The sequence below is a fragment of the Streptomyces sp. NPDC008079 genome (assembly GCF_042957385.1).
In the GTDB taxonomy this organism is placed as follows: Bacteria; Actinomycetota; Actinomycetes; order Streptomycetales; family Streptomycetaceae; genus Actinacidiphila.
In genome coordinates this window covers 85607-110667 of the sequence record NZ_JBIBIC010000015.1, presented here as the reverse complement: position 1 = coordinate 110667, position 25061 = coordinate 85607, and the positions used below count along the sequence as shown (strand labels likewise).

Sequence of the window (25061 nt, the reverse complement as noted above, 5' to 3'; positions counted from 1 at the left end):
TGCCACAAAACTACCCAACGCGACCGCGACCCGGCGGGTACTCCGGCGGCGGGGCTCTCAAGGACACCCGATAGGGGCGGGGGCCCGGGTCGGCGTGGCCGCGGCCTCCGCCCCGACTGTCATGTCCGTCCGGGACGTCACCGCCGCCGTGCCCGCTACTTCTGCCCCTTCATCACGTTGCGCACCGTGGCGATCAGCGCGGGCTGGTACGCCCGCAGGTCGGTCTCGGAGGTGCTGTCGCCCTGCTGCCCGTCCACGCTGGTGGCGAGGTAGTTGTAGCCGTTGAGGGTGAGGGTGAACACCGCGCCGCCGTCGAGGACTTTGAGCTGCTGCGACCCCGCGTTGATGGTGAGGAAGTACGCCTTGTCCCCGAGGTCGGGGACGGATTCGGTGGTCGTGACGGGGATGAGGTCGGCGGTGTCGAGATCGCGCTGGTCCTCGAATTCGGCGGCGGGGTCGGTCGCCTTGTGCAGGTCGACGCCGACGACCACCTCGTAACGCGCCGTGCCGCCGCGCAGCGGGATCGGTGACGTGGTCTCGATCGTGCAGCGGATCTGGTCGAGCGCGGGGCCGAGGTGGACCACTGCGGGTGAGACGGTCTGGGTGTCGGTGGCCTTGAGCGCGTCGGTGAGCGGCTTGAGGGTGAGTCCCGCGCACGGGCTGCCGTGCAGGACGTAGCCGTGCATGTCCGGTGCGGCGCTGTGCCGCGGGCCGTACGCGTACAGGCCGCCCGCCCACGCGGCGGACGCGACGAGGGCGCCGCCGAGGCCGACCGCCCACAGGCGCCTGCCGCCCGGGCCGAAGGCGGCCGGTCGGGGGGCGGGGTCCCCGTCGGAGACCATGTCCGCGGGCGTGGGCTCGTCGAGTCCGCCCGTCAGTTCCGGCTCGGATATCACGGCTGCTCCTCGCGGTGCGCCCGGTCGTGCGTCCGGCGGTGCGCGTTGGTGTGGCCCGTCGTGCGCTGTGCACGTCGATCGCCTGGTCAGCAGATTGTCGCCGCCGCCCCGCTCGGCGCACCAGTGACCGTACGCCCTGTCGTGCCTCGGCAACGCCCGAATCGTCCAGGCGGCACGGGAGGGACGGGCGGGAAGGGGCGGACGGGGCGCGGCGGGGGCGCGTGTCGGGGTCCGGCGGGGGCCCGGGCGGCAGCACGATGCCCCGGCGCGGGGGCCGGGGCAGGGGGTGTGTCGGTTCGTACCGTATGCGGAGGACGTGCGTCCGCACAGGGCGCGTCCGAGGGCCGTGGTGTCGCGTCGCGGGACCCGCGGAACGGACAAGCGAAGGTCCCGCAGCCGGGGGGGGTGGCTGCGGGACCTCTTCTACCTTGGCACACGTGGCGGCTGCACGCACGCCGACGGGCGAATGACCGCCGCCATTCGTGGCGGCACCGGCCGGGCGTCAGCCCGCTGGCACCGCCTGTGGGCCGTCAGCGTCAGCCCGCTGGCACCGCCTGTGGGCCGTCAGGCGTCGGTCGCGGCGACCGCGGGCTTGTGCCTGCGGAGCAGCGCGGAGCCCGCCAGGGCCGCCGCCACCGCGGCGCAGGCCAGCACCGTTGTGGTGGACCCGGCGAAGGACCGGCCGAGGCTGTCCCTGAGCAGGTGCACGGGCCCGAAGCCGGCGGCGAGCGAGTGCAGCACCAGCGTGCCCACGGCCGCGGTCGCGCTGGCCGCCCACGTCCAGACCGTGTCCTGCACGGTCAGCATGACCGCCAGGACCAGGCAGAGGACGGTGATGGCCAGGGACACACCCGCCGCGAGGTCGCCGGCGCGCAGTCCCGCGATGTCGGTGGGCAGGTGGATCGCGGCGACCGCGAGGAGCGCGACGGCGGCGGGCCAGCGCAGGACGGAGGCCAGGGCGGGCGCCGCGCGGCGGGTCCGCGCGGGGCCCGAGCCGGGGCGGCGCCCGGCGAGGCGGCCCGTGCCGCCGCCCGTGGCGGGCGGCTCGTCGGTGCCTTGCCCCTCCCCCTCGGGTCGCTGTTCCGGCCAGGCGTGCCCTGACGTGTCGGGGCCGGTCGGCTCCGGGCCGCGGATCGGCGAGCCGTCGCTCTCCGGGCCGAAGATGGTGACCAGGTGGGCGACGTCCTCGATGGGACGGCCCATCGCCGCCGCGCGCAGGGTCGTACCGGCCTCGCCGTCCGCGTGCGGCGGTTCGTTGAGCAGGACGACCAACTGCCGTACCTCGTCGACCGGTCGGGACACGGCGGCCAGCCGTAGTGCCTCGTCGGCCGGACTCGGCGACTCGCCGTTCTGCTTGAGGAGGTTGACCAGACTGGCCACTTCGGCCAGCGGGCGGGTGGTCGCCGCGGTGCGGAGCAGGGTGTGCCTGGGCTCGTCGCGCGTGGCTATGGGGGATCGCTCGTCGGGGGATGAGCTGGGATCAGATGACATGGTGCGTATTCCTTTGCCGAACTACCAGGGGTGAGACTTCCCCGGCGGTCGCTGTGCGTCACGAGAGACACACGCTTAGTACCATGACATCGGATATGTCCATATTGCGCCATTCGAGACCGTTCCGGAGCCCGCAGCGGCCGACTCCCAGCACACTGTTTTCCCAGCTCAGTGGCGGTGCGAACGGTTTCCGCCGGACTTCCGCTACGGCTTCCAGTACGGGGCGAGCGCGCACTGCATGTAGTGCGTCTGCGCCCAGCGCTGCCACACCCGCGCGTGGACGGTGCCGGGTCCCGCCGCGTACTTGCCGCATTCGGGGCAGTCGGGCAGGGGTTCCGGCTCGGCGTCGTGGTCGTCGAGCTGGTGGGTGGCCCAACCGTAAAGATACGCACCGGGGTTGACGGTCGACGGATCCCTGAACCGGGCCTCCAGCTCCGCGCACCGCACGCACTCTTCTTGCTCAACACCCGTCAGCCGACTCACGTGTTCGAGACTACGTTCCGCACCGCGGCTCGCGCACGTTTTCCAGGTCGGTGTCCCCTGACCGCGTCCGGCGTGCGAATCCGCGAGCGCGGCGCGACGGCGCCGGTCGGCGGCGAGCGCCCTTGCCGGACCCGGCCGCCGCCGCTTCCCGTTCCGCACCGCCCGCGGGCAGGTGTTCCCGTCACCATGGAGCGCGCACCCCTGCGAGCCGCCCCGACGGGCAGGCTCGTGCGCCAGAGCCGGCCGAGGAGGACCCGATTCCCCGCCGCCCGCCCACCTGCTCGGTGTCCCCGCCCCCCGGTCATCCGCCCGCCGCAGCCCCGTCGTTGTGTAAGCGCGGCAGCGCGGCCGGGGCGCGGGCATGACGGCCTGGGGGGGCGCGACCGCCGCCCTGGCCGAGCAGGGGGGCGGTCTGTGGCGGCAGGACGTCCAGGTCGGCGACTGGCTCGACCCGGCCGCGCCCGCGGAAGATCCCGGCCCGGCCAGGACCGACGGGGACCTGGTCGCCAACGCCTACCTCGTACGGTCGGCCGACGTGTTCGCGCGGATCGCCGACATCCTGGGCGAGGAGCGGGACGCGAGCGGGTACCGGAGGCTGGCGGCGCGCACGCGGGCGGCGTTCGCCGAGGAGTTCGTCCCGCCCGGCCGACGGCTGTCCTGCGACACGCAGACGGCGTACGCGCTGGCGATCCGCTGCGTGCTGCCGCCGACCCAGCGCCAACGGCTCGGCGCCGTCGCCGACTGGCTGCACCGCACGGTCGCCGGGCTCGCCGCTGCCTCCCCCGGCTGGCGGCACATCCGGGTCGCGCCCGTGCCCGGCGCCGGTCTCACCCGGGCCCCCGCCGCGCACGAGACGCCGTACGGCAGGGCGGAGGCCGGCTGGCGGACCGAGGGTGGGCACCCTCACCGTCACGGCCGTGGTCCCGCCGAACACCCGCGCCGAGGTGCGCCTCCCCGACGGCCGGGCGCCCTTCGGCGTGGGCTCGGGACGCCATGCGTTCTCGCTCCCGTCCTCCCCCGCGCCCCGGCCATGACCGCGTCCGGCTCTAGGAGCTCTCTTACGGATCACTGGCGGAGATTCGGTCGCAGGACCTGCTGGCGTTGACAGAACTGCTGCCTGCGACGATGCGTCTGTGAGCTATGACCTTGCTGTGTGGGACGGCGACCCGTCCATTCGATGACCGCCAAGCGGTCTCGATGTACGACGAGCTTTATGAGCGCTACCTGGAGTCGGACGATGTCGTCGCGCCTCCGGCGCCGCGCATCGTGGCGTACGTGGAAGCCCTCGTCGCACGGTACCCGGATGGCATCGACCGCAGCATCGTGTGGGCGTCGACACCGGTCATCAATGAGGCATCGTGGCCGATCGTGTACCTGACCATGTCTTACGGCAAGGCCGAGGAGGTGTCGGAGTACGCCGCTGAGCTGGCCCGCGAGCATGAGCTCGTCTGCTTCGATCCGCAGGGAGAACGTCTCCGCCCCTGAGCGGGCTGTCCTTCAGCGGACGGACCAGAGAAAGATGCCCGCGATGAGGAGGCCGGCGCGGTAGACCGTGGCGGTCTTCTCGTAGCGGGTGGCGAGACCGCGCCATTGCTTGAGGCGATTGATGCAGCGTTCGACGGTGTTGCGTCGCTTGTAGGCCGCGCGGTCGAATCCGGGCGGCCGCCCGCCGCCGCGTCCTCTGCGCTTGCGGTTGGCGATCTGGTCGGCGGGTTGAGGAATCACGGTCCGTACTCCGCGCCTTCGCAGATGGTCCCGGATGGCCCGTGACGAGTACGCCTTGTCAGCCAGCACCATGAAGGGCCTCTGGTCCTGGGCCTGCCAACCCGACGCGGGATCCGGATGGCAGCCATCACGTGGTCGAACGCCAGCGCGACTCCTGCCTGGCCGGGCGTGAGCACGAAGCACAGAGGGCGGCAGCGGCTGTCAGCGGCGAGATGGACCTTCGTGGTCAGCCCACCACACGACCGTCCGATCGCGTGGTCGGCCGGCTCGTCAGCCGAGGCCCCCTTTTGCGGGCCCCGGCACCATGCTGGTGCACGCGCACGACCGTGGAGTCCACCGCGACGACCCAGTCAACTCGCCGTCAGCATCGGCCTGGGCCAGTAGGGCGGTGAAAACTCGATCCCAGGTGCCGTCGATGGCCCAGTTCCTCAGCCGCGTATAGACGCCCTTCCACGAACCGTACTCCGCGGGGAGATGCACCCACTGTGACCCGGTCTGGAACTTCCAGGCGATCGCGTCGATCACCTGCCGGTGATCACGCCACCGCCCGCCCCGCCTCGGTGTCCGGTCCGGCAACAACGGCTCTATCCGCGCCCACTGCGCATCAGTCAACGACACACATCAACCAACGATCAGATGATCCGAAGGAAATGACCTAGCCACGGTGGCCCCACCCCCTGTGCCCGCAGCGACTCGTACCAGATGTGGGCCACTTCCGGGTCGTCGGTCACCGGCACCGATGTGTATGCCTCGTGGCGCCCGAGGCGTACGGCGGCGCGCAAGCTGCTCACACTACGCCGTGGAGTGACAGCTGGCGTGCTCACTGGCTGCCAGAAGTCGATGATGCACCCGGCTGACCACGCACTAGGACGAATCTAGGACGGTCGAAGGACCCCTGTGCTTAGCGTCTTCACGGGTGGGCGGTCTCCGGACAACGTCTTGGCTGACGCACCGGACGCACCCAGGACCCGCGCTTCTCTGCGAACTACCGCCAGACCTGTCGCCCTCTAGGAGGTAACAGAGATCGTGATCAGGCTCCGGAAAACATCAGGCATCCTCGCCGTCACCGCGATTACGGCCCTCGCCGGAGGCTCGCTGCCTCTGCTTACGGCCGAATCCGCAAGCGCCGCATCCTGCCTTCGCACGGTGGGTCAGATCAAAAGTCTGGTGGCCGACGGTCAACACATCGGCGTTTTCTACCAGGGCTTCGATCAGTGCAACAAGACCGCCTACGCGGAGCTTCACTTCGATACCTCACACGCATCGAGCGAGGTCACATCCACTGACCCATACACCGATAATGATATCGAAATCGAGCATTTTCCGGACGGCAGTCCGGGCATTAGCAACCGCAACCTTCCTCGCGGTGCGCTGTACTGGGATGCCGGATCAGTTTCGGTCGAGCAGCCCGACGGCGAGTATTTCAACGCCAGCACTCATTTCTACTACTGGACGGGCAGCCACATAGCAGAGTGCTATGCCGTAGTGGGCTGGGACTACTCAGATGGCAGCGACCAAGGCGCCAGTGTCAACTGCAACGATGTTGACTAAAACTCCCGCCTCCTGATTGCCTTCCGGCGTCACCGCGTCCTGCTCGCCGAACTGAACACGGTGTTGCGGGCGAGCCCCGCCCCAGGCGGCATAATCCCGGCTGCGGCGAACCCTGCCCGTCCTGCTCTCCGCCACCGCAGTTTCGGCGTGCACCTCGGCGGCGGCCTGCCCCTCGTCTAGGGCGCTTCTTGAGGATCATCTGATCGTTGATTGATGTGTGTCGTGAACTGACGCTCAGTGGGCCCGGATTGAGCCGTTGCTTCCTGACCGGACGCCGGAGTGGGGTGGGCGGTGGCGTGATCACCGGCAGGTGATCGATGCGATCGCGTTCAAGAACCGCACTGGCACGCCGTGGATGGACCTGCCCGAACGCTTCGGGTTCTGGAAGGGCGTCCACAACCGGTTGCGGACCTGGGCGGCGGACGGCACTTGGGAGAGGGTCTTGTCCGCGCTGCTCGCCCAGGCCGACGCCGAAGGCGACCTGGACTGGGTCGTCGCCGTCGACTCCACGATCGTACGCGCTCACCAGCACGCCGCCGGGGCCCGTCAAAAGGGGCCCCAGCCTGCGAGCCGAAAGATCACGCCCTCGGCCGGTCCCGCGGTGGACTGACCACGAAGATCAACCTGGCCGCCGACGGCCAGTGCGGCCCGCTGACCAGGCCGCCAACCGCAAACGCCGCGGCAGCCGGGGCGGCAGGCCACCGTCCTTCGACCGCGACGCGTACAAACAGCGCAACACCGTCGAACGCTGCATCAACAAGCTCATGCAATGGCGCGGCCTGGCCACCCGCTACGACAAGACCGCCACCATCTACCTCGCCGGACTCCACCTCGCCGCCATCTTCATCTGGTCAGCACGATGATCCGAACGACACGGCCTAGGGGGGAGAGATCTCTCCCTGGGCCCGTCCGCGCGTGGGTGCCACGCTGAAAGAGACCTGATCAGCAGGTCTGCGAATGCACCCTTCCAGGCAGAGAGCGAGACGTACCCCCATGCGGGCAACGTTCATGTACAAGGCCGGGGACGTGCGCGTGCAGGACGCGCCGGACCCGACGATCGAGCAGCCCACCGACGCGGTCGTACGCGTCGTCCGTTCCTGTGTGTGCGGCAGTGACCTGCACCCCTTCCACAGCCTGTCCGCCACGGACGGCCCGGTACCCATGGGGCACGAGTTCCTGGGCGTCGTCGAGGACCTGGGCGCCGAGGTCTCGGGACTGAGCGTGGGCGACCTGGTGGTCTCCCCGTTCGCCTTCGCCGACAACACCTGCGAATTCTGCCGCGCGGGCCTGCACACCTCGTGCCCGCACGGCGGCTTCTTCGCGGCGGGCGGCGTCGGCGGCGCCCAGGCCGAGGCGGTCCGCGTCCCGCAGGCCCAGGGCACCCTGGTGAAGCTGCCCACCGGAGTCGACACCGCGCTGCTTCCGTCGCTGCTGACGCTGGCCGACGTGTACGGCACCGGCCATCACGCCGCCAAGCAGGCGCGGGTACGTCCCGGCGACAGCGTCACCGTCATCGGTGACGGGGCCGTGGGCCTGCTCGCGGTGCTGTCCGCCAGGCGGCTCGGCGCCGAGCGCGTCATCCTCATGGGCCGCCACAAGGTCCGCACCGACCTGGGCCGTGAATTCGGCGCCACCGACGTCGTCGCCGAGCGCGGCGAGGAAGGGATCGCCAAGGTCCGCGAACTGACCGGCGGACACGGCACCCGCGCCGTCCTGGAGGCGGTCGGCCACATGCCCGCGTACGAGACGGCCGTCGGGGTCGTCCGCCCCGGCGGAGTGATCAGCCGGGTCGGCGTCCCGCAGTACGCGAACGCGCCGGTCGGTTTCGGCAGCCTCTTCGGCCCCAATGTCACCCTGACCGGTGGCCCGGCTCCCGTGCGCGCCTACATCGAGGAGCTGCTGCCCGGGGTGCTGGACGGCACGGTCGACCCCGGCCGGGTCTTCGACCAGACCGTGTCGCTGGAGGACGTACCCGAGGGGTACCGGGCCATGGACGAGCGCGCCGCGCTCAAAACGCTCGTCATTCCGTAGCCGCTCCCCCGCGGGACCGACGCGGTGAGGGACGGAGGGAGGCCGTGTCACGGCCTCCCTCTTCGCGTGCTCCGCGTATTCCATGGACCCATGGAGTACACCAACCTGGGAAGCTCAGGACTCAAGATCAGCCGTATCACCCTGGGGTGCATGAGCTTCGGGCGGTCGGGCACCGGCCGCGGCTGGGCGTTGGACGGCCCCGAGGCTGAACCGCTCTTCCGGCAGGCCGTCGAGACCGGCATCACCTTCTGGGACACCGCGAACACATACGGCGCGGGCACCTCGGAGGAGATCACCGGCGAGGCGGTGAGGAAATACACCAGCCGCGATCAGGTCGTCATCGCGACCAAGATGTTCGGCCAGATGGGCACCGGCCCCGGCGGCCAGGGCCTGTCACGGCGCGCGGTGTTCGAGCAGGTCGACGCCTCGCTGCGGCGGCTGGGCACCGACTGGATCGACCTCTACCAGATCCACCGCTTCGACTCGCGGACTCCCGTCGAGGAGACGATGGAGGCCCTGCACGACGTGGTGAAAGCGGGCAAGGTCCGCTATCTCGGCGCGTCCTCGATGTGGGCGTGGCAGTTCTCGAAGATGCAGTACACGGCGCGGATGCACGGGTGGACGCCGTTCGTGTCCATGCAGGACCAGTACAGCCTGATCGCGCGTGAGGAAGAGCGCGAGATGTTCCCGCTGCTGGCCGACCAGGGCGTGGGCTGCCTGCCCTGGTCGCCGCTCGCCGGGGGTCTGGTCACCCGGCCGTGGGGCGACCGGAGCACGACCCGCGGCGGGCAGAACCCGACCACCGACTCCTCGGGCAGGCCGCTGTTCCTCGACAGCGACAAGGGCACGGTCGACGCCGTGCAGACCATCGCCGAGTCCCGCGGCATCTCGATGGCGCAGGTCGCGATGGCCTGGGTCCTGCACCACCCGGTGGTGACCTCGCCGATCGTCGGTGCCACCAAGCCCCACCACCTCACCGACGCGGTCGCCGCGCTCGATGTCCACCTCACCGACAAGGAGGTCACGGCGCTGGAGGAGCACTACACGCTGCGCGAGCCGACGTACTACGGCTCGGCCTCCGGCTACTGAGCCTGAACAGCGGCTGGTGCGGGGCGAGGGCGAGTGCCGGTGGGCCGCTCAGCGCGGTTCGAGGCTGAGGGTGGAGGCGCGGGCCCGGTCGGTCAGTACGTGCTCGACGATGCTCGTGTAGTGCCCGTACTTCTGCCGGTAGGCGGCGTCCACCTCCGCGTACTGGCCGGATTCCGCCTCGTGGAAGGTGACGTCCCTGCGTACGCCACCGGCGTCGATACGGCCCTGGTGCCGGGCCCGGGCCCCCGGTACCACGGGCCGTCGGTGCCCTTGACCGAGCGGACGTACAGCCGGTCGCACGAGCGGACCACCCACATGGTCACTGGATCGCGCAGGGTGCCGTCGGCCCGTTCGGAGGCGAGGTTCAGCTCCTCGGCCTCGGCGATCTTCGTCAGATCCGACGCGTTCCAGTCCGCCATCGTCGTTCCCTCTCCGTCACGTCGAGCCGAGCGCCGGTGCTCGGTCCGGCCGAGTCGTCGGCCGTCACGTCCACCGTTCACCGCGCGCGAGGGGCACGCCATCCGAGGAGGGCGCCCGGTCGGACCGGCGGGTGCGGGGACGCGCGCCACTGTGGCCCCGCCGCGCCCGCGCCAGGAAGGCCGGGATCTGCCGGGGGACGGCCGGCGGGGGTGCGACAGGGCTCCCCTCCGAGCGCGTGTCACGGCGGCGGGGAGAGAGACCGGCGACCCCGCGGCTGTCTCGCCCGGCTGCGCGCCCTGGCCGGGACCGACCCCGACGCCCCCGGCCTCACCCGGCTCGTCGGCGAACTCCTGCTCAAGAGCCCGGACTTCGCGAGCCTGTGGGAGCGCTACGACGTCACCGGCCGCAAGGCACCCCCAGGTCGGCAGGATCACCCTTGCGTTCCAGGGCATGGCCCTCGAAGGCACCGCGGGCCAGCGCATGGGCATCTACACCGCCGCCCCGGCACCGCCGGCACCCCCGACCACGACGCGACGCTCCTGCTCGACATGACCGCCCCCGTACCGCGCCGACGCCGTCGCGGCAGGAGCGCTGAGCGACCGTACGGCCCTGCCCGGCACACGCGCGGCGGCACGGCGCCCGCGCGGCTCGCCGCCGGATGCGGTCCTGGCCGGGACATCCCGGTCACCGTGGTGGCCGTCGCCTACGGCGCGTCAGATCAGCTCCCTGTGACGGGAGTGGTACCTGTTGACGGACGGTCGGGTGGGGAGTTCACTCTGCGAGCGGTTTGCCTACGGTTCCGGTCCTCGACAGGAAAGAGATCCGTGTCCACACGTCTCTTCGCCCCGCGTGCCGTCAGCGGCCGATCCTTACGCGTCAGGGCGTTCCTCACCGTCCTGGCGACTCTCCTGGCCCTCGTGACGGGCGCCGTCGTGGCAGGACCCGCCGCGTCCGCCGGGACGAGCGGGTCGAACAGGCCGAGCGGGCCGAGGGAGCTTCCCACCGGGAATGACGCGACGACGGGGAAGGCCCGGACGGCGACCCTCGCCGCGCCCCCCGCCGTCGACACCTCGGTCGCCGAAGCCGCCGTCACGCGCCTGCTCGGCCCCGATCACGCGCGCCAGATCGACCTGCGGGGCATCGCCGCCGGATCGGGCCAGGACCGCTATCTGATCGAGGCGGCCGGCGGGGGGGTGCGGATCAGCGGCACCACACCGGGCACGCTCCTCGCGGGACTCGGCCAGTACCTGCGCGTCGTCGCCCACGCCGACATCTCACTCAACGGGGAGCAACTGCGGCTGCCCGACCGGCTGCCCCTGCCGTCCTCCCCCATCGGCCGGTCCGCGAACGTCGCCCACCGTTTCGCCCTCAACGACACCGACGAGGGGTACGCGGGCGCGTATCTGACCTGGCAGCAGTGGCAGCGGCGGATCGACGTGCTGGCGCTCGACGGCATCAACGAGATGCTGGTCTACGAGGGGCAGGAGGCCGTCTACGACAAGACCTTCCAGCACTTCGGCTACTCCGACGCCGAGATGCGCGCCTGGATCCCGCAGCCCGGCCACCAGCCGTGGTGGCTGCTCCAGAACATGTGCTGCGAGAACGGCCCGATCAGCGCGCAACTCCTCGACCAGCGGGTGACGCTCGGCCGCCGGATGACCGGCTATCTGCGGCAGCTCGGCCTCACTCCGGTGCTGCCCGGCTACTTCGGCACCGTCCCGCCGGGCTTCGCCGCGAAGAACGCGGAAGCCCATGTGATCGCGCAGGGAACCTGGAACGGCTTTCCCCGGTCCGACTGGCTGGACCCGACGACGGCGCTGTTCGGCCAGGTCGCCGACGCGTTCTACGGCGAGCAGAGCAAGCTGTTCGGCGACAGCTCGATGTACAAGATGGACCTGCTGCACGAGGGTGGCCAGGCGGGCGACGTCAACGTCGGCGACGCCTCCCGGGCCGTACAGAACGCCCTCGACCGGGCCCACCCCGGAGCGATCTGGGCCATCCTCGGCTGGGAGAGCAACCCGCGCGAGGAGACCCTCCGGGCCGTCGACACCTCCCGCATGCTCGTCCTCGACGGCAACTCCGACACCACGGGCGCGACCGACCGCGACCAGGACTACCTCGGGACCCCGTACGCCTTCGGCACGATCTGGAACTTCGGCGGCAACACCAACATGGGCGCGAGCATGGCGCTGTGGAACACGAAGTTCCATGCGTGGCTCGCCAAGCCCCGCACGGCCCTGAGCGGTATCGCGTTGATGCCGGAGGCGATCGACAACAATCCGGTCGCCGTGGAGTTCTTCGCCGATCTGGCGTGGGAGTCGTCGGCGGTCGACATGGACACCTGGATGGCCGCGTACGCCACGGCGCGCTACGGGGCCGCCGACCCGCACGCGGTGGCGGCCTGGCAGATCCTGGGCCGTACGGCGTACTCTTGGCCGGGCGACACCGGGACCAGGCACACCAGCAGCATTTTCTCGATCCAGCCCGGTCTGTCCGCGACGGCCGGTTCGGTCCCGTACGACCCGAAGGACGTCCAGCGGGCGTTCGGCGAACTCCTCCAGGTGGGACAGCCGTCGCGCGGCAGCACCGCGTACACGTACGACCTCGTGGACCTCGGCCGTCAGGTGCTGTCCAACGACACCCGGACCCTGCTGCCGCGGATCCGCCAGGCGTACACCGCCCGCGACACCGCCGCCTTCGACGCGCTCAGCGGGCAGTGGATGACCAAGCTGAATCTGCTGGACACGCTCCTAGGCGCCGACGGCACGTCGCTGTTCGGCGTCTGGCAGAAGGAGGCCGCCGCGCAGGCGCCGACTCCCGCGGAGGCCAGGCGCCTCGAGTACGACCTGCGCACGCTGGTCAGCGACTGGACGGAGACCCATCCGATCCAGGACTACGCGGGGCGCGAGTGGAACGGCCTGGTCGGGGACTACTACGGGGCGCGCTGGCGGACGTTCTTCGACTCGCTCCGCACCGCGCTCAGCACCGGCGGTCCGCCGCGGGCCGTCGACTGGCGCGCGGTCGCCTCGACATGGGTCCACAAGGTGGCGCGCTATCGGAGCACGCCCACCGACGACGCCTATCAGCAGGCGCGGAAGGTCGCCGCGTACCCGGCGGGGCATGTGGACCTGGCCGCGGACCCCAAGGCCGGGCCGCCCGGCGCGACCGTGCGGCTGACCGCGGTCTTCACCAACGACAACGCCCTGTGGTCCACCGGCGCCGCGAGCTTCGCGCTGACCGCGCCGGGCGGCTACACCGTCCGCCCGGTCGGCGGTGCCACGCCGTCGGTGCCCGCGGGCGGGACGGCCACCGCCGACTGGGACGTGACGATTCCGAGCGGCGCCGCACCCGCCGGCCTGGCGCGTCTGACGGCGACCGTGCGCTGGTCGTCGGGCGGAGCCGACGACGCGGTGTCGGCGACCGCGGCCGACACGACCGACGTCCTGGTGTCAGGACCGGTGGCCGAGCCGTATCGCACGGCGTCCTCCGCTTCCCCCGCGTCGATCGCCTTCGCCCAGCACGGCGACGTCTTCGGCATGGCCGGTGGCGGCGCGGACATCGGCGCGTCCACCGACCAGTACGGCGCCGTCTACCGCCCGCGGTGGCTGACCTCCGGGCAGGCCGTCGGCACGGAGGTGCTGGAGCAGGACGACAGCGGCCCCTGGGCGCGCGCCGGACTCGTCGTGCGCGCCGACCTCGCGCGGCCGGGAAGCCCCGGTTACGCCGATCTGGCCGTCACGCCGGAGCACGGCTGCGTGTTCATGTGGGACGCCGACGGCAACGGAACCCTTGAGCACTCCGCGTCGAGCGGCGGATTCACCGGTCCTGTTCACCTGCGGATCAGCCGCGACGGCGACACCTTCACCGGCTGGTGCAGCCAGGACGGCACCGACTGGACCCGGGTGGGGTCGGCGCCGCTGCCCGGCGCCGCGCCAGCCGAGGACGCCGGTCTGCTCTTCTCCGCGGTCAACGCGTCCACCCACCGTCAGGGCGCCGCGCGGTTCGACGGGCTGACGCTGACACCGTTCACCGCGCGGGACACCTCGGGCGACACCGTACTGAGCCTCGGCAGGCCGACGACCGCCCTGTCCTACGAGGCGGGCAGCCCGCCCTCCGCGGCGGTCGACGGCGACCGCACCAACAAGACGTACTGGGCGAGCGCGATGGCCGGCGGCGACACCTGGTGGCAGGTCGACCTCGGCGCGGCCCACGACCTGTCGGCGGTCAACGTCCGCAATTACGTGGACGGCAAGCGCGCCTACACCTATACGTTGACCGGCAGTCTCGACGGCGTCCACTGGTTCGCCCTAGGCGGCAAGAACACCGCAGCGGTCGCCACGGACGCCGGGGACACGTTCTCTCTCACGGCCGTGGCGCGCTACATCCGTGTCGACGGCCTCAGCAACACCGCCAACACCTCCTTCCACCTCACCGAGGTCACCGTCACGGGCGCGGCCTGACGCCCACGGGGTGCGGCGGGGTGCGGCGAAGTGCGGCCGTGCGCGAGGGTAGGGCGCAACGGCAGGGCGGGACGACCGATGTGACGGCAAGGTGGTGGCGGACGTGCGGGCTGTGGTGTTCGAGGAATTCGGGCGGGTGCCGGAGGTTCGGGAGGTGGCCGATCCGGGATGTCCGCCCGACGGGGTGGTCGTACGGGTGGAGGCGACCGGGCTGTGCCGCAGCGACTGGCACGGGTGGCTCGGGCATGACGACGGGATCACGCTGCCGCATGTGCCGGGTCATGAATTCGCGGGCCGGATCGAGGAGGTGGGTCCCGGGGTCAGCCGGTGGCGGGTCGGCGACCGGGTGACCGTGCCGTTCGTCTGCGCCTGCGGGAGCTGCGCCGCCTGCGCCCGCGGCGACCAGCAAGTGTGCGAGCGGCAGGAGCAGCCGGGCTTCACCTACTGGGGCTCCTTCGCGGAGCACGTCGCCGTCCCGCACGCGGACGTCAACCTGGTGGGGCTGCCCGACGCCATGCCGTACGCGACCGCCGCGTCGCTCGGCTGCCGCTTCGCCACCGCGTACCGCGCGGTGGTCGCGCAAGGCCGTACGCGGCCGGGCGAGTGGGTGGCGGTGATCGGCTGCGGCGGGGTCGGCCTGTCGGCGGTGATGATCGCGGTGGCCTGCGGGGCACGCGTGGTGGCGGTGGACACCTCGGCCCAAGCCCTCGGCCTGGCGCGGAAGTTCGGCGCCTCGGTGGGTGTCGACGCCTCGCGGTCCGATGTCGACACGGCGGAGGTGGTCCGCGCGGCGACCGACGGCGGGGCGCATGTCTCGGTCGACGCGCTCGGCTCCCCCGCCACCTGTGCGGCCTCCGTGGCGGGGCTGCGGCGGCGGGGCAGGCATGTGCAGGTCGGGCTGCTGCCGTCGGGCGGTGTCGCCGTCCCCATGGACCGGGTGCTCGCGCTCGAACTGGAGATTCTGGGCAGCCACGGCATGGCCGCGCACGCGTATCCGGAGATGATGCGGCTGGTCGCGGCCGGGACGCTCCGCCCCGATCTGCTGGTCGGCTCGGTCATCGGCCTGGACGCGGCACCGGGCGCGCTGGCCGCCCTCAGCGACGGGTCGGCCGGCGGCGTCACCGTGATCACGCCGCAGAAGAAGTGAGCGCGGGCGTGGTGGGCCCGGGCCCGGCGGTCAAGGGCACGACGTTGTAGGCGCGGGCTCGACGTTATGGGCCCGGGCGCGGTGTCACCCGTACGGACGCGGCGTGCGTCGGCGCCGTCGTGCCGTGGAGCGGTTAGCTTCGGCGAATGCAGAAATGGTCCGGACTTCCGTATCCCCTGGGCGCGACCTATGACGGCTCAGGCACCAATTTCGCCCTCTTCTCGGAAGTGGCGGAGAAAGTCGATCTGGCCGTCATCGACGCGCGCGGGCGTGAGCAACGCACCCCGCTGGCGTCGGTGGACGGATCGGTCTGGCACGCGTATCTGCCGGGCGTCGGTCCCGGCCAGGCGTACGGATATCGCGTGCACGGCCCGTACCGGCCGGACAGCGGGCACCGGTGCAATCCGGCGAAGCTGCTGGTGGACCCGTACGCGAAGGCCATCGACGGCCAGCCCGACAGCCACCGGTCGCTGCTCGGTTACCGCGACGACGGCTCGGACGAGCCCGACACCGCCGACAGCCTCGGCCACACCATGCTCTCGGTGGTCGCCGACCCGGCGTTCGACTGGGGCGAGGACCATCTGCCGAAGCGGCCGTACCACGAGTCGGTGCTGTACGAGGCGCACGTCAAGGGCCTGACGGTACGTCACCCGGCCTTGCCGGAGAAGCTGCGCGGCACCTACGCGGGAATGGCGCATCCGGCGATCGTGGAGCACCTGACCGAACTGGGCGTCACCGCCGTCGAATTGATGCCGGTGCACCAATTCGTGCAGGACGGCCATCTGCGCGACCGTGGTCTGTCGAACTACTGGGGCTACAACACCATCGGTTTCTTCGCGCCGCACAACGCGTACTCCTCCAGTGGCACGCGCGGTCAGCAGGTCACCGAATTCAAGGAGATGGTCAAGGCCCTGCACCAGGCGGGCATCGAGGTGATCCTCGACGTGGTGTACAACCACACCGCCGAGGGCAGCGAACTCGGCCCGACGCTCTCCTTCCGCGGTATCGACAACGCCTCGTACTACCGGCTGGTGGACGACGACCCTCGGCACTGCTTCGACACGACGGGCACCGGCAACAGCCTGCTGATGCGGCACCCCAATGTGCTGCAACTCATCATGGACTCGCTGCGCTACTGGGTGACCGAGATGCATGTCGACGGCTTCCGGTTCGACCTGGCGTCCGCGCTGGCCCGGCAGTTCCACGAGGTGGACCGGCTGTCCGCCTTCTTCGACCTGGTGCAGCAGGACCCGGTGATCAGCCGCGTCAAGCTCATCGCCGAGCCCTGGGACGTCGGCGACGGCGGGTACCAGGTGGGCAACTTCCCCGCTCTGTGGAGTGAGTGGAACGGCAAGTACCGTGACTCGGTACGGGACTTCTGGCGTAACGCCCCTTCCACCCTGCCGGAGTTCGCCTCCCGGCTGACCGGCTCCTCCGACCTGTACGAGGGCAGCCGCCGTCGCCCGCGCGCCAGCGTCAACTTCGTCACCGCCCACGACGGTTTCACCCTCCGCGACCTGGTCTCGTACAACGACAAGCACAATGAGGCCAACGGCGAGAACGGCAACGACGGGGACAGCAACAACCGTTCGTGGAACTGCGGCGCCGAGGGCCGGACGGAGGACAAGGAGATCCTGGCCCTGCGGGCCCGGCAGCAGCGCAATTTCCTCGCCACGCTCTTCGTGTCCCAGGGCGTGCCGATGCTCGCCCACGGCGACGAGTTGGGCCGCACCCAGCTCGGCAACAACAACGTCTACTGCCAGGACAACGAGATCGCCTGGGTGGACTGGGACCTGGACGAGCCCCGGCGCAATCTTCTGGCGTTCACCCAGCGCGTCATCGCCCTGCGCTCCCGGCATCCGGTGCTGCGCCGACGGCGCTTCTTCCGCGGCGGGGACGGCAAGGGCACGCCGGATCTGGTCTGGTTCCGCCCGGACGGCCGCGAGATGGAGGAGGCCAACTGGCTGCGTGAGGACGCGCACGCGGTGGGCGCCTTCCTCAACGGCGACAGCATCCCCGAGCCCGGCCCGCACGGCGAGCGCGTCACCGACGACTCCTTCCTCGTCCTGGTCAACAGCCATGACGAGCAAGTGGACTTCACCATCCCGGCCGGTGCCTTCGGCGACGGCTGGCAGATCGTCGTGGACACCGCCGTCGAGTCCGACACGGGCGGCCCGGACGGACCGGGCATCCCGGCCAACGCGGTGGTGCCGGTGCACGCGCGGTCGATGACCGTCCTGATCCGTCCGCGCACCGACTGAACCGACTGAGCGGCGAGCCGAACGCCCGGCCCGGTGGACTGACGGCCGGCCGGGCGGGCTGACGGCCGGGTGGACTGACGGCTGGGCGGACTGACGGCTGGGCGGGCGCGAGTCCGCTCAGCCGGTCGTCGTCACCGGGGCACCGGGCGGACCCGGGACACCGTGCGCACCGGGGAGGAGCGCCAGCAGGGCCCGCTTGTCGGGCTTGCCGCTGGGTGCGACCGGCATCGCGTCCAGCACGGTGACGGTGGCGGGCACGGCCGCCTCGCCCAACTCCGCGCGTACGGCGCCGCGCAGGACGTCGGCGGTCGGCGTGCGCCCCACGACGGGTACGACGAAGGCGTGGGCGGCCTCACCGGTCGTCTCGTCGGGGGCCCCGACCACATAGGCCTGGTCGACGTCCGGGTGGGCGGCGAGCGCGGACTCGATCGCTCCCGCGTAGTGCAGGATCGCGTTGACGAAGATGACGTCGCGGGCGCGGCCGACCAGGCGCAGATAGCCGTCGTCCGCGAGGGTGCCGAGGTCGCGGGTGCGGATCCAGCCGTCGCTCACTACCTCGCGGGTCTGTTCCTCGTCCTGCCAGTAGCGCGACATGGCGCCCGCGCTGCGGACCCAGATCTCGCCGGGTGTGCCCGGCCGCACGGGGCGCCCCTGGGGATCGCGCACGCTGACATCGACGCCGGGCATCGGCCGGCCGACCGAGTCCATCACTTGCTCCGGCCGCTCGGCCACATCCTCGGGGGTGAGGAGCGCGAGCATGCCCGTCTCGGTCTGCCCGTACCCCTGGTGGACGGCGGGGCCGAGCCGGTCGGCGGCCTCGGCGAGCCGGTGCGGCGGCAGCGGTGAGCCCGCGACGAGCAGGACGCGCAGGCTGCTGGTGTCGATGTCCTCGGTGCGCAGGGTGTCAAGGATCTGGTAGAGCCGGGGGACGGTGCACAGGCACGCGGTGATGCGGTGGCGCTGCCAGATCTCCGGGAAGGTGAGCGGGGGTTCGGGGATCACGGCGGTGCCGCCGTCCAGCAGACACAGGGAGAGGTGTTCGAGCATGACGGCGCTGGTGAGGGTGCCGAAGACGAGGTAGCGGCGGTATCCGGCGGCGAGTCGGGCGGTGGTCGCGCTCCACCGCGCGGGCTGCCACGACCAGTGTTCGCTGAGCGCGCGGTAGGTCTGGGCGCAGCCCTTGGGGTGGCCGGTGCTGCCGCTGGTCAGGGTGATGAGGCCGATGTCGTCGGGGCGGCCGTGCGCGGTCAGGGCGTCGGGCGATGTGTCCGCCGGTGCGGCCGACAGGTCGCGGTCCACGTCGAGCACGGGGCGGGTGCCCGCCGCCGCCAGGAGCGCGGGGGTCGCGGTCGAGTCGTCGGCGACGACCGCGTCGATTCCGGTGGACAGCACATGGGCGAGCTGGCTCGGCGTCAGTCCGGGGCGCAGCCCTGTGACGCGGCATCCCAGCAGGTGGGCGGCGATCTGGGCGGCGAAGCCGCGCGGGGTGACGGCGGTGGTGACGGCCACTCCCCCGCCGGGTCCGAGTCCGGCCGCCCGCAGTCCCGCGACGCAGCGGCGTACGAGGTCGAGCACCTCGCCGCGGCTGACGGGATGTGACCGGAATTCGAAGGCCGGGGTGCCCGGATCGCGCAGGAAAGCGTCCACGAGTGGCTGGGGAAATACCGATTCGGCCGGATTGTTCACGGCGCTCTCCGATCCGGTGGGGCGGTCACGGGGGTCGCGTTTCGGCCGCGGACAACTGCAATGCCGGGAGGGAAACCTCGGCGGGCATATGTGTGCACGGCTCGCACGGCACACGTCGGGCACTTGCGCCGAAGCTGAAATTATCCGCCCGAAGACCAAGGACCATGGTGTGATATGGATCACATCCCTGCCTATAGATGTCTCCTTTAACTCTCAACTACGGTGACTCCGTCCATCTCAGGAGCCGGGAGGCCCAGTGTCCGGAGAAGAGCGGATCGATTACCTCGTCGTCGGTGCGGGACCCGCGGGAATCCAGGCGGCATATTTCCTGGAACGCGCGGGACGCGACTATCTGGTCGTCGAGGCGGGCGCGGCTCCCGGCACCTTCTTCACGAGGTTTCCCAGACACAGGAAACTCATATCCATCAACAAGGTGCACACCGGCTGGGACGATCCCGAGCTGAATCTGCGCACCGACTGGAACTCACTGCTGTCCGACGAGGGTTCGCCGCTGTTCACCGCGGTCACGCCCCGGTACTTCCCCGACGCCGACGACATGGTCGGCTATCTCGCCGACTTCGCCGGCACCCACCGCCTGCGGATCCGCTACGGCACGCGGATCACCCGCATCTCCCGGCGACCGGCGCAGGACGGCGGCCCGCGCGGGGACTTCGAGACCGTGGACCAGGACGGCACCGTCCGCAGAGCCCGGCGGCTGATCATGGCGACCGGCGTGTCCCGCCCCTACATCCCGCCCATCGAGGGCGTGGAACTGGCCGAGCGGTACGACCTGATGCCGGTCGACCCAGCCGGGTTCACCGGGCAGCGGGTACTGATCATCGGGCGGGGCAATTCGGCCTTCGAGACCGCCGACAACCTCATCGAGACGGCCTCGGTCATCCATGTGGCGGGACCCGGCTCGCTGCGGCTCGCCTGGCAGACCCATTTCGTGGGGCATCTGCGGGCGGTGAACAACAATTTCCTGGACACGTATCAGCTCAAGTCGCAAAATGCCCTGCTCGACGGGGAGATCATGCGCATCACCAGGGGCGGCGAGGACGGCCCCTACCGGGTCCCGGTGAAATTCGCGCGGGTGAACGAGGTGGTCAAGGAGATCACCTACGACCGGGTTATCCTTGCCACCGGTTTCCGCTTCGACGCCTCGGTCTTCGCCGAGGAATGCCGCCCGGAACTGACCATCAAGGACAGATTCCCGGCGCAGACGGACGCCTGGGAATCCCCGAACGTACCCGATCTGTATTTCGCCGGCACGATCACTCAGGTGCGGGATTTCAAGAAGTCCACCAGCGGTTTCATTCACGGCTTCCGCTACGGTGTCCGCGCGCTGCACCGCATCCTGGAACAGCGTTACCACGACCGGCCGTGGCCGCGCCGGGAACTGGCCGCCGATCCCGCCGGTCCCGGCGACCGCACCGACCGCACCGACCCCGCCGGACTCCCCGGGACGATCGCCGAAGCGGTGATCGAGCGGGTGAACCGCAGCTCCGCCCTGTGGCAGCTCTTCGGTTTCCTCGGCGACGCGGTCATCGCCTCCCGAGGACCGTCGGGCGAATCGGTCGGCTATCACGAGGAGGTGCCGGTCGACCATCTCCACCAGGCGGTCGGCGACGGCGTCTTCGGAGACGTCGGCCGCTATCTGACGGTCACCCTCGAATACGGCGCCGACCACGACAAGGTGAATCCGTTCGACATCTCCGTGGGCCGGGTGTCGCAGCAGGCGACTGCCGGGCTCGACGGCCGCTATCTCCACCCGGTGGTCCGGCTGTTCGAGAACGGCAAGCCGGTCGCGGAGCACCACATCACGGAGAATCTGGAGAACGAGTGGGACAGCGAGGAGGTCCACCGCGCCCCGCTCGTCCGTTTTCTGACGGACCATCCCGTCACGGGTGACGCCCCCGTCCCCGCCGCCGACCCGTCGTGAACGGGGTGCTGTCGGCGCTGCGGGACAGGGCCCGTGCCCGACTCGACCCGGTCCACTGGGACTTCTACGAGGGCGGCGCGGGCACCGAGACCGCCCTGGCCGAGAACGAACGCGCCTTCGCCCGGCTGGCCTTGCTGCCCCGGGTGCTGACCGGCACGGGCCACCCGGACACCAACGTGTCGCTGCCCGGCGGCCGGGCGTCGATGCCGGTGGTGGTCTCCCCCACCGCCTTCCACCGGCTGGCCCATCCGGACGGCGAACGCGCCACGGCGCGCGCTGCCGCGGCGGCCGACACCGTACTGATCACCTCGCAGGCGGCCACCACCGCCGTGGACGAGGTCACCGCCGCCGCCCGCTCGGTGCGGTCCGACGCCGTGGTGTGGTTCCAGCTCTATCTCCAGCCGGAGGCCGAGGTCACCGCCGCGCTCGTCCGGCGCGCGGAGAAGGCGGGCTGTACGGCGCTGGTGGTCACGGCGGACTCGCCGGTCTTCGGCCGCCGGGGCCGGGACGAGCGCAACGGCTTCCACGACCTGCCGCCGGGACTGGCCGCCGAGAACATGCGGGATCTGCCCGGCACGCCGCCCGGCCGCACCCGCGACATCGCGATGTCACCGGCCCTGTCCTGGGACGACCTGCGCCGCCTGCGGGACGTCACCGGCCTGCCGGTCGTACTGAAGGGCGTTCTGCACCCCGCCGACGCCCGGCGCGCGGTCGACGAGGGCGTACAGGCGCTGATCGTCTCCAACCATGGCGGCCGTCAGCTCGACGCGGCACCGGCCACCGTCGAGGCGCTGCCCGCGGTGGCCGACGCGGTCGGCGGGCGCGTCCCCGTGCTGCTGGACGGCGGAGTGCGCGGCGGCTGCGACGTGGTGGTCGCGCTGGCGCTCGGCGCGGCGGCGGTCGGCGTCGGCAGGCCCGTGCTGTGGGGCCTCGCGGCGGACGGCGAGGCGGGCGTGACCGCCGTACTGGAGGAGTTGCGGGCCGAGTTGGCGCATGTGCTGACGCTCTGCGGCAGCGCCGACTGCCGCGGCCCGGCACGCGATCAGGTCGTGGCGCGGGGGGCGAGGGCGTGCTGAGGCGCGCCGGGGCGGCGGCGCTCGCGCTGTCCGTCCCCTACTGGCTGCCGCGGACCGTCGTCGCCCTGCGGGTGAGGGTCTTCGCCCGGATCAACGGCCCGGAGGGCGTGGTCGTCCCCAACGCGGAGGTGGCCGCGGACCGCTTCACCGAGTTGTACGAGCATCCGGCCGCCAGCGGTCGCAGCAAGGGCGCGGCACTGTCCGATCTGTTCTGGTACTGGCTCTCCCCCGGTCCCGAGGTCCACCAGGAGCATCTGGAGCCGGGGCCCCGCTACGACGCCGTCGCCCGGACCACCGCCGCGATCCTCGCCGGGACCAGCGCCGAACTCGCCGCGGCCGCGGCCCGGCGGACGGCGCGGGTGCTGGACGAACTCGTGCCGGGCGACGCCGCGTTGGTGCGGCTGCGAGATCTGATGATGCCGGTCTGGGCGGAGTTCTTCTACGGCCTGGTCTTCCGCGAGCCGTGCCCGCCGCACGCGCGCCGGCTCATCGTGGCCAATGCCGAGGACGTCATCAACTCCCTGAAGAACACCCGCCTTCGGCACATGCGGCGGCGCGAGCGGCTGACCCGCTACCTGCTGCGCAGGCTGGCCGCGGGGGACGTACCGCACGCGCTGCCCGCGGAGTTGGCGTCGCCGAAGGACCGCGCGCACTACCTCCAGGGCACCTTCTTCAACACCGCGGTCGTGCAGATGTCGGAGGCGATGGCGCATCTGCTGCTGATGCTCGCCGCGGAATCCGACGTCCAGCAGCGGCTGGCGGACCACCCCGAGGACGACCGGTACCTGTCCCACGTGATGAACGAGACGCTGCGGATGTACCCGCTGTTCGGCATCGCGCACCGCGTCACGGCCGAGGAGATCGACCTCGGCGGCGGCGCGCGCTATCCGGCGGGCACGGTGCTGTGCTTCGACTATCCCGCCTACCACGCGACGGGGTACGCCGATCCGGACACGTTCGACCCGGAGCGGTGGAATCGGACGTCCGCCAAGCACGCGCACCACATCCCCTTCGGGGTGGCCGCGAACCGGCCCTGCCCCGCCTGGCGGCTCGCCCCGCTGATCATGCGGGCCGCGACCCGCGAGGTGCTGGCCCGCTTCACCCTGCACACCGCGGTGTCGCACACCCGCTCCATCCCGCACCGCGCGCCCTGCCTGCTGGTGCGCCGCGACCGGCCGCTGCCGCGGTACCGGATCTTCGCCGTCCGGGCGTTCCTACGGGTCCGCGACCGCTGGGAGGACGTCGGCCGCAGTCTGCTCCAACTGGCCTTCGGCACCTGGATGGTGCTGGACGCGCGGCGGCAGCGGCCGACAGAGCGGTGGTTCGCCGCGCACGACACGCAGGGCCGCCCGCTGACCGACGCGCGTCCGGGCGGTCACGGCCCGGACGACGACGCGTCCGGCGGGCCCGCGGACCGCTGTCCTCACCCCCACTGACCCCGGCAGTCACAGGCACTGCCTCCCCCCATGAATCCGCACCCGCCGAAGGGCAGCCCGCCATGTCCGCGACCGCGCTCGGCCCCGCCTTCCTGCTCGCCGTCGTCGTCATCCTCCTCACCTGCCGGATCGCCGCCTGGGCGCTGCGCCCGCTCGCCCAGCCGCCCGTGGTGGCCGAGATGATCGCGGGCGTGCTCCTCGGTCCCTCCGTACTCGGCCTCGTCGCCCCCTCGTGGGAGCACGCCGTCTTCCCCGCCGACCTGCGGCCCGTGCTGTACGTGGCCGGGCAACTCGGTCTGGTGCTCTTCATGTTCCAGGCGGGGTACGAATTCCGCGTCGACCGGATCAAACCGGTGGCCAGACCCGCCGCGCTGATCTCGACGGCCGGGATTCTCGTACCGCTGGCACTGGGCACCGCGCTGGTGTGGGCCGTGCGCGATTCGGTGCACACCGCTCCCGCCGGTGTGCCGATGTACGTGGCCGCGCCCTTCGTCGGCGTCACACTGTCGATCACCGCGTTCCCCATGCTGGCCAGGATCATCACCGAACGCGGCCTGACCGACACGGCGTTCGGCACCATCTCGCTCGCTGCCGGCGCGCTGGACGACGTCGTCGCGTGGATTCTGCTGGCGGGCGTCCTCAGCCTGTCGCGCGGCACCTCCGGGCCCGTCGTGCTCGCGGTGGCGGGCGCGGCCGGTCTCGCGGTGGTACTGTTCGCACTGGTGCGGCTGCGCGGTCCCGCGATCCGGATCGCGGAGCGGCTGCCCTCGGATCAACTGCTGCTGGTGACCTTGCTGTTGCTGTGCCTGGCGGCCTGGTACACCGACCGGATCGGCCTCTACGCGGTCTTCGGCGCTTTCAGCCTGGGCGTCGCGTATCCGAGGGCGCCGAGGATCGACCGTACGCTGGAGGCCGCGGCGCCGGTCAGCCGCGTCCTGCTGCTGCCGCTGTTCTTCACGTACTCCGGGCTGAACACCGACACCGGTCTGCTGACCGACCCGACGCTGCTGCTGTTCGCCGCGGGCTGCACGCTGGCCGCCGTGGTCGGGAAGTTCGGCGCGTGCTGGCTGGCCGCCAGGCTCGCCGGGCAGAGCGGTCCCGTGGCGCTGCGGGTCGGCACGCTGATGAACGCGCGCGGGCTGATGCAGCTCATCGCCATCAACGTCGGGCTGGCGGAGGGCGTGGTGACGCGGTCGATGTTCACCGTGCTCGTCCTGGTCGCGCTGGTGACCACGGTGATGGCCACGCCGCTGCTGGCGCTGTGGGACCGGCGGGACGGCGGCGTCCCGGACGCGCCCGCCGTCCCCGCCGCCCCGCCTCCGTCGAAGGTCTCCGCCGTCAGCGAGTGAGGACGCGGCCTCGCCGCC

The 25061-nt window shown here is 71.4% G+C and carries 16 protein-coding genes and 4 pseudogenes; 14 read left to right on the top strand and 6 right to left on the bottom strand.

The window, feature by feature from the left end; translation table 11 throughout:
- Nucleotides 1–155 precede the first annotated feature (155 nt).
- The 3 genes from ACFZAM_RS27010 to ACFZAM_RS27000 form a co-directional block, all read right to left on the bottom strand.
- Complete coding sequence (locus ACFZAM_RS27010; RefSeq protein WP_391049927.1) at nucleotides 156–896, bottom strand: hypothetical protein; 741 nt, start codon at nucleotides 894–896, stop codon at nucleotides 156–158.
- A gap of 564 nt (nucleotides 897–1460) precedes the next feature.
- The gene (locus tag ACFZAM_RS27005) at nucleotides 1461–2387 is read right to left on the bottom strand and encodes a hypothetical protein (protein ID WP_391049926.1); all 927 of its coding nucleotides are present in this window, start codon (nucleotides 2385–2387) and stop codon (nucleotides 1461–1463) included.
- Nucleotides 2388–2591: 204 nt separating this feature from the next.
- Nucleotides 2592–2870, bottom strand: a complete 279-nt coding sequence (locus tag ACFZAM_RS27000; protein ID WP_391049924.1) for a hypothetical protein — start codon at nucleotides 2868–2870, stop codon at nucleotides 2592–2594.
- A 361-nt stretch (nucleotides 2871–3231) separates the two neighbouring features.
- On the opposite strand from ACFZAM_RS27000, the gene ACFZAM_RS26995 reads away from it, so the two are divergent.
- Together ACFZAM_RS26995 and ACFZAM_RS26990 are read left to right on the top strand one after the other, a co-directional pair.
- Entirely contained in the window at nucleotides 3232–3975 is a 744-nt protein-coding gene (locus tag ACFZAM_RS26995) for an alpha-L-rhamnosidase C-terminal domain-containing protein (RefSeq protein WP_391049923.1), read from the top strand.
- Nucleotides 3976–4067: 92 nt separating this feature from the next.
- Nucleotides 4068–4355, top strand: a complete 288-nt coding sequence (locus ACFZAM_RS26990) for a hypothetical protein (protein ID WP_391049921.1) — start codon at nucleotides 4068–4070, stop codon at nucleotides 4353–4355.
- A gap of 12 nt (nucleotides 4356–4367) precedes the next feature.
- On the opposite strand, the pseudogene ACFZAM_RS26985 reads toward ACFZAM_RS26990, so the two are convergent.
- Nucleotides 4368–5213, bottom strand: a pseudogene (locus tag ACFZAM_RS26985) (IS5 family transposase).
- Between the two features lie 408 nt (nucleotides 5214–5621).
- Between ACFZAM_RS26985 and ACFZAM_RS26980 the strand changes: the two are divergent.
- From ACFZAM_RS26980 to ACFZAM_RS26965, 4 genes and pseudogenes are all read left to right on the top strand, one after another.
- The gene (locus ACFZAM_RS26980) at nucleotides 5622–6146 is read left to right on the top strand and encodes a hypothetical protein (RefSeq protein WP_391049919.1); all 525 of its coding nucleotides are present in this window, start codon (nucleotides 5622–5624) and stop codon (nucleotides 6144–6146) included.
- Between the two features lie 247 nt (nucleotides 6147–6393).
- Nucleotides 6394–7009, top strand: a pseudogene (locus ACFZAM_RS26975) (IS5 family transposase).
- Between the two features lie 130 nt (nucleotides 7010–7139).
- Nucleotides 7140–8177, top strand: a complete 1038-nt coding sequence (locus tag ACFZAM_RS26970; RefSeq protein WP_391049917.1) for an alcohol dehydrogenase catalytic domain-containing protein — start codon at nucleotides 7140–7142, stop codon at nucleotides 8175–8177.
- A gap of 90 nt (nucleotides 8178–8267) precedes the next feature.
- A complete protein-coding gene (locus ACFZAM_RS26965) occupies nucleotides 8268–9266 on the top strand; it encodes an aldo/keto reductase (protein ID WP_391049915.1) in 999 nt (332 codons plus the stop codon).
- 48 nt (nucleotides 9267–9314) lie between these two features.
- Here ACFZAM_RS26965 and ACFZAM_RS26960 read toward each other — a convergent pair.
- Nucleotides 9315–9685: pseudogene (locus ACFZAM_RS26960) on the bottom strand (DUF2255 family protein).
- A gap of 36 nt (nucleotides 9686–9721) precedes the next feature.
- Here ACFZAM_RS26960 and ACFZAM_RS26955 point away from each other — a divergent pair.
- The 4 genes and pseudogenes from ACFZAM_RS26955 to glgX all read left to right on the top strand — a co-directional run.
- Nucleotides 9722–10114 (top strand): annotated as a pseudogene (locus ACFZAM_RS26955) (hypothetical protein); the annotation flags it as partial.
- Between the two features lie 396 nt (nucleotides 10115–10510).
- Nucleotides 10511–14146, top strand: a complete 3636-nt coding sequence (locus ACFZAM_RS26950) for an alpha-N-acetylglucosaminidase TIM-barrel domain-containing protein (RefSeq protein WP_391050057.1) — start codon at nucleotides 10511–10513, stop codon at nucleotides 14144–14146.
- 103 nt (nucleotides 14147–14249) lie between these two features.
- Entirely contained in the window at nucleotides 14250–15293 is a 1044-nt protein-coding gene (locus ACFZAM_RS26945; protein ID WP_391049913.1) for an alcohol dehydrogenase catalytic domain-containing protein, read from the top strand.
- Between the two features lie 146 nt (nucleotides 15294–15439).
- Nucleotides 15440–17554, top strand: coding sequence for a glycogen debranching protein GlgX (gene glgX / locus ACFZAM_RS26940; protein ID WP_391049911.1), 2115 nt, complete (start codon nucleotides 15440–15442; stop codon nucleotides 17552–17554).
- Nucleotides 17555–17671: 117 nt separating this feature from the next.
- Here glgX and ACFZAM_RS26935 read toward each other — a convergent pair whose 3' ends face one another.
- Complete coding sequence (locus ACFZAM_RS26935; RefSeq protein ID WP_391049909.1) at nucleotides 17672–19201, bottom strand: AMP-binding protein; 1530 nt, start codon at nucleotides 19199–19201, stop codon at nucleotides 17672–17674.
- 295 nt (nucleotides 19202–19496) lie between these two features.
- On the opposite strand from ACFZAM_RS26935, the gene ACFZAM_RS26930 reads away from it, so the two are divergent.
- The 4 genes from ACFZAM_RS26930 to ACFZAM_RS26915 all read left to right on the top strand — a co-directional run bounded on the left by ACFZAM_RS26930 (nucleotide 19497) and on the right by ACFZAM_RS26915 (nucleotide 25043).
- Nucleotides 19497–21182 carry an NAD(P)-binding domain-containing protein gene (locus ACFZAM_RS26930; protein WP_391049907.1) on the top strand — a complete coding sequence of 562 codons (1686 nt, stop codon included), beginning with the start codon at nucleotides 19497–19499 and terminating at the stop codon, nucleotides 21180–21182.
- Nucleotides 21179–22258, top strand: coding sequence for an alpha-hydroxy-acid oxidizing protein (locus ACFZAM_RS26925; protein ID WP_391049905.1), 1080 nt, complete (start codon nucleotides 21179–21181; stop codon nucleotides 22256–22258). Before ACFZAM_RS26930 ends, ACFZAM_RS26925 begins: the two co-directional genes overlap by 4 nt.
- Complete coding sequence (locus ACFZAM_RS26920) at nucleotides 22252–23694, top strand: cytochrome P450 (protein ID WP_391049903.1); 1443 nt, start codon at nucleotides 22252–22254, stop codon at nucleotides 23692–23694. Before ACFZAM_RS26925 ends, ACFZAM_RS26920 begins: the two co-directional genes overlap by 7 nt.
- 62 nt (nucleotides 23695–23756) lie before the next feature.
- Nucleotides 23757–25043 (top strand): cation:proton antiporter, encoded by a 1287-nt coding sequence (locus tag ACFZAM_RS26915; RefSeq protein WP_355349063.1) that lies wholly within the window; start codon nucleotides 23757–23759, stop codon nucleotides 25041–25043.
- The last annotated feature ends 18 nt before the right edge of the window (nucleotides 25044–25061 follow it).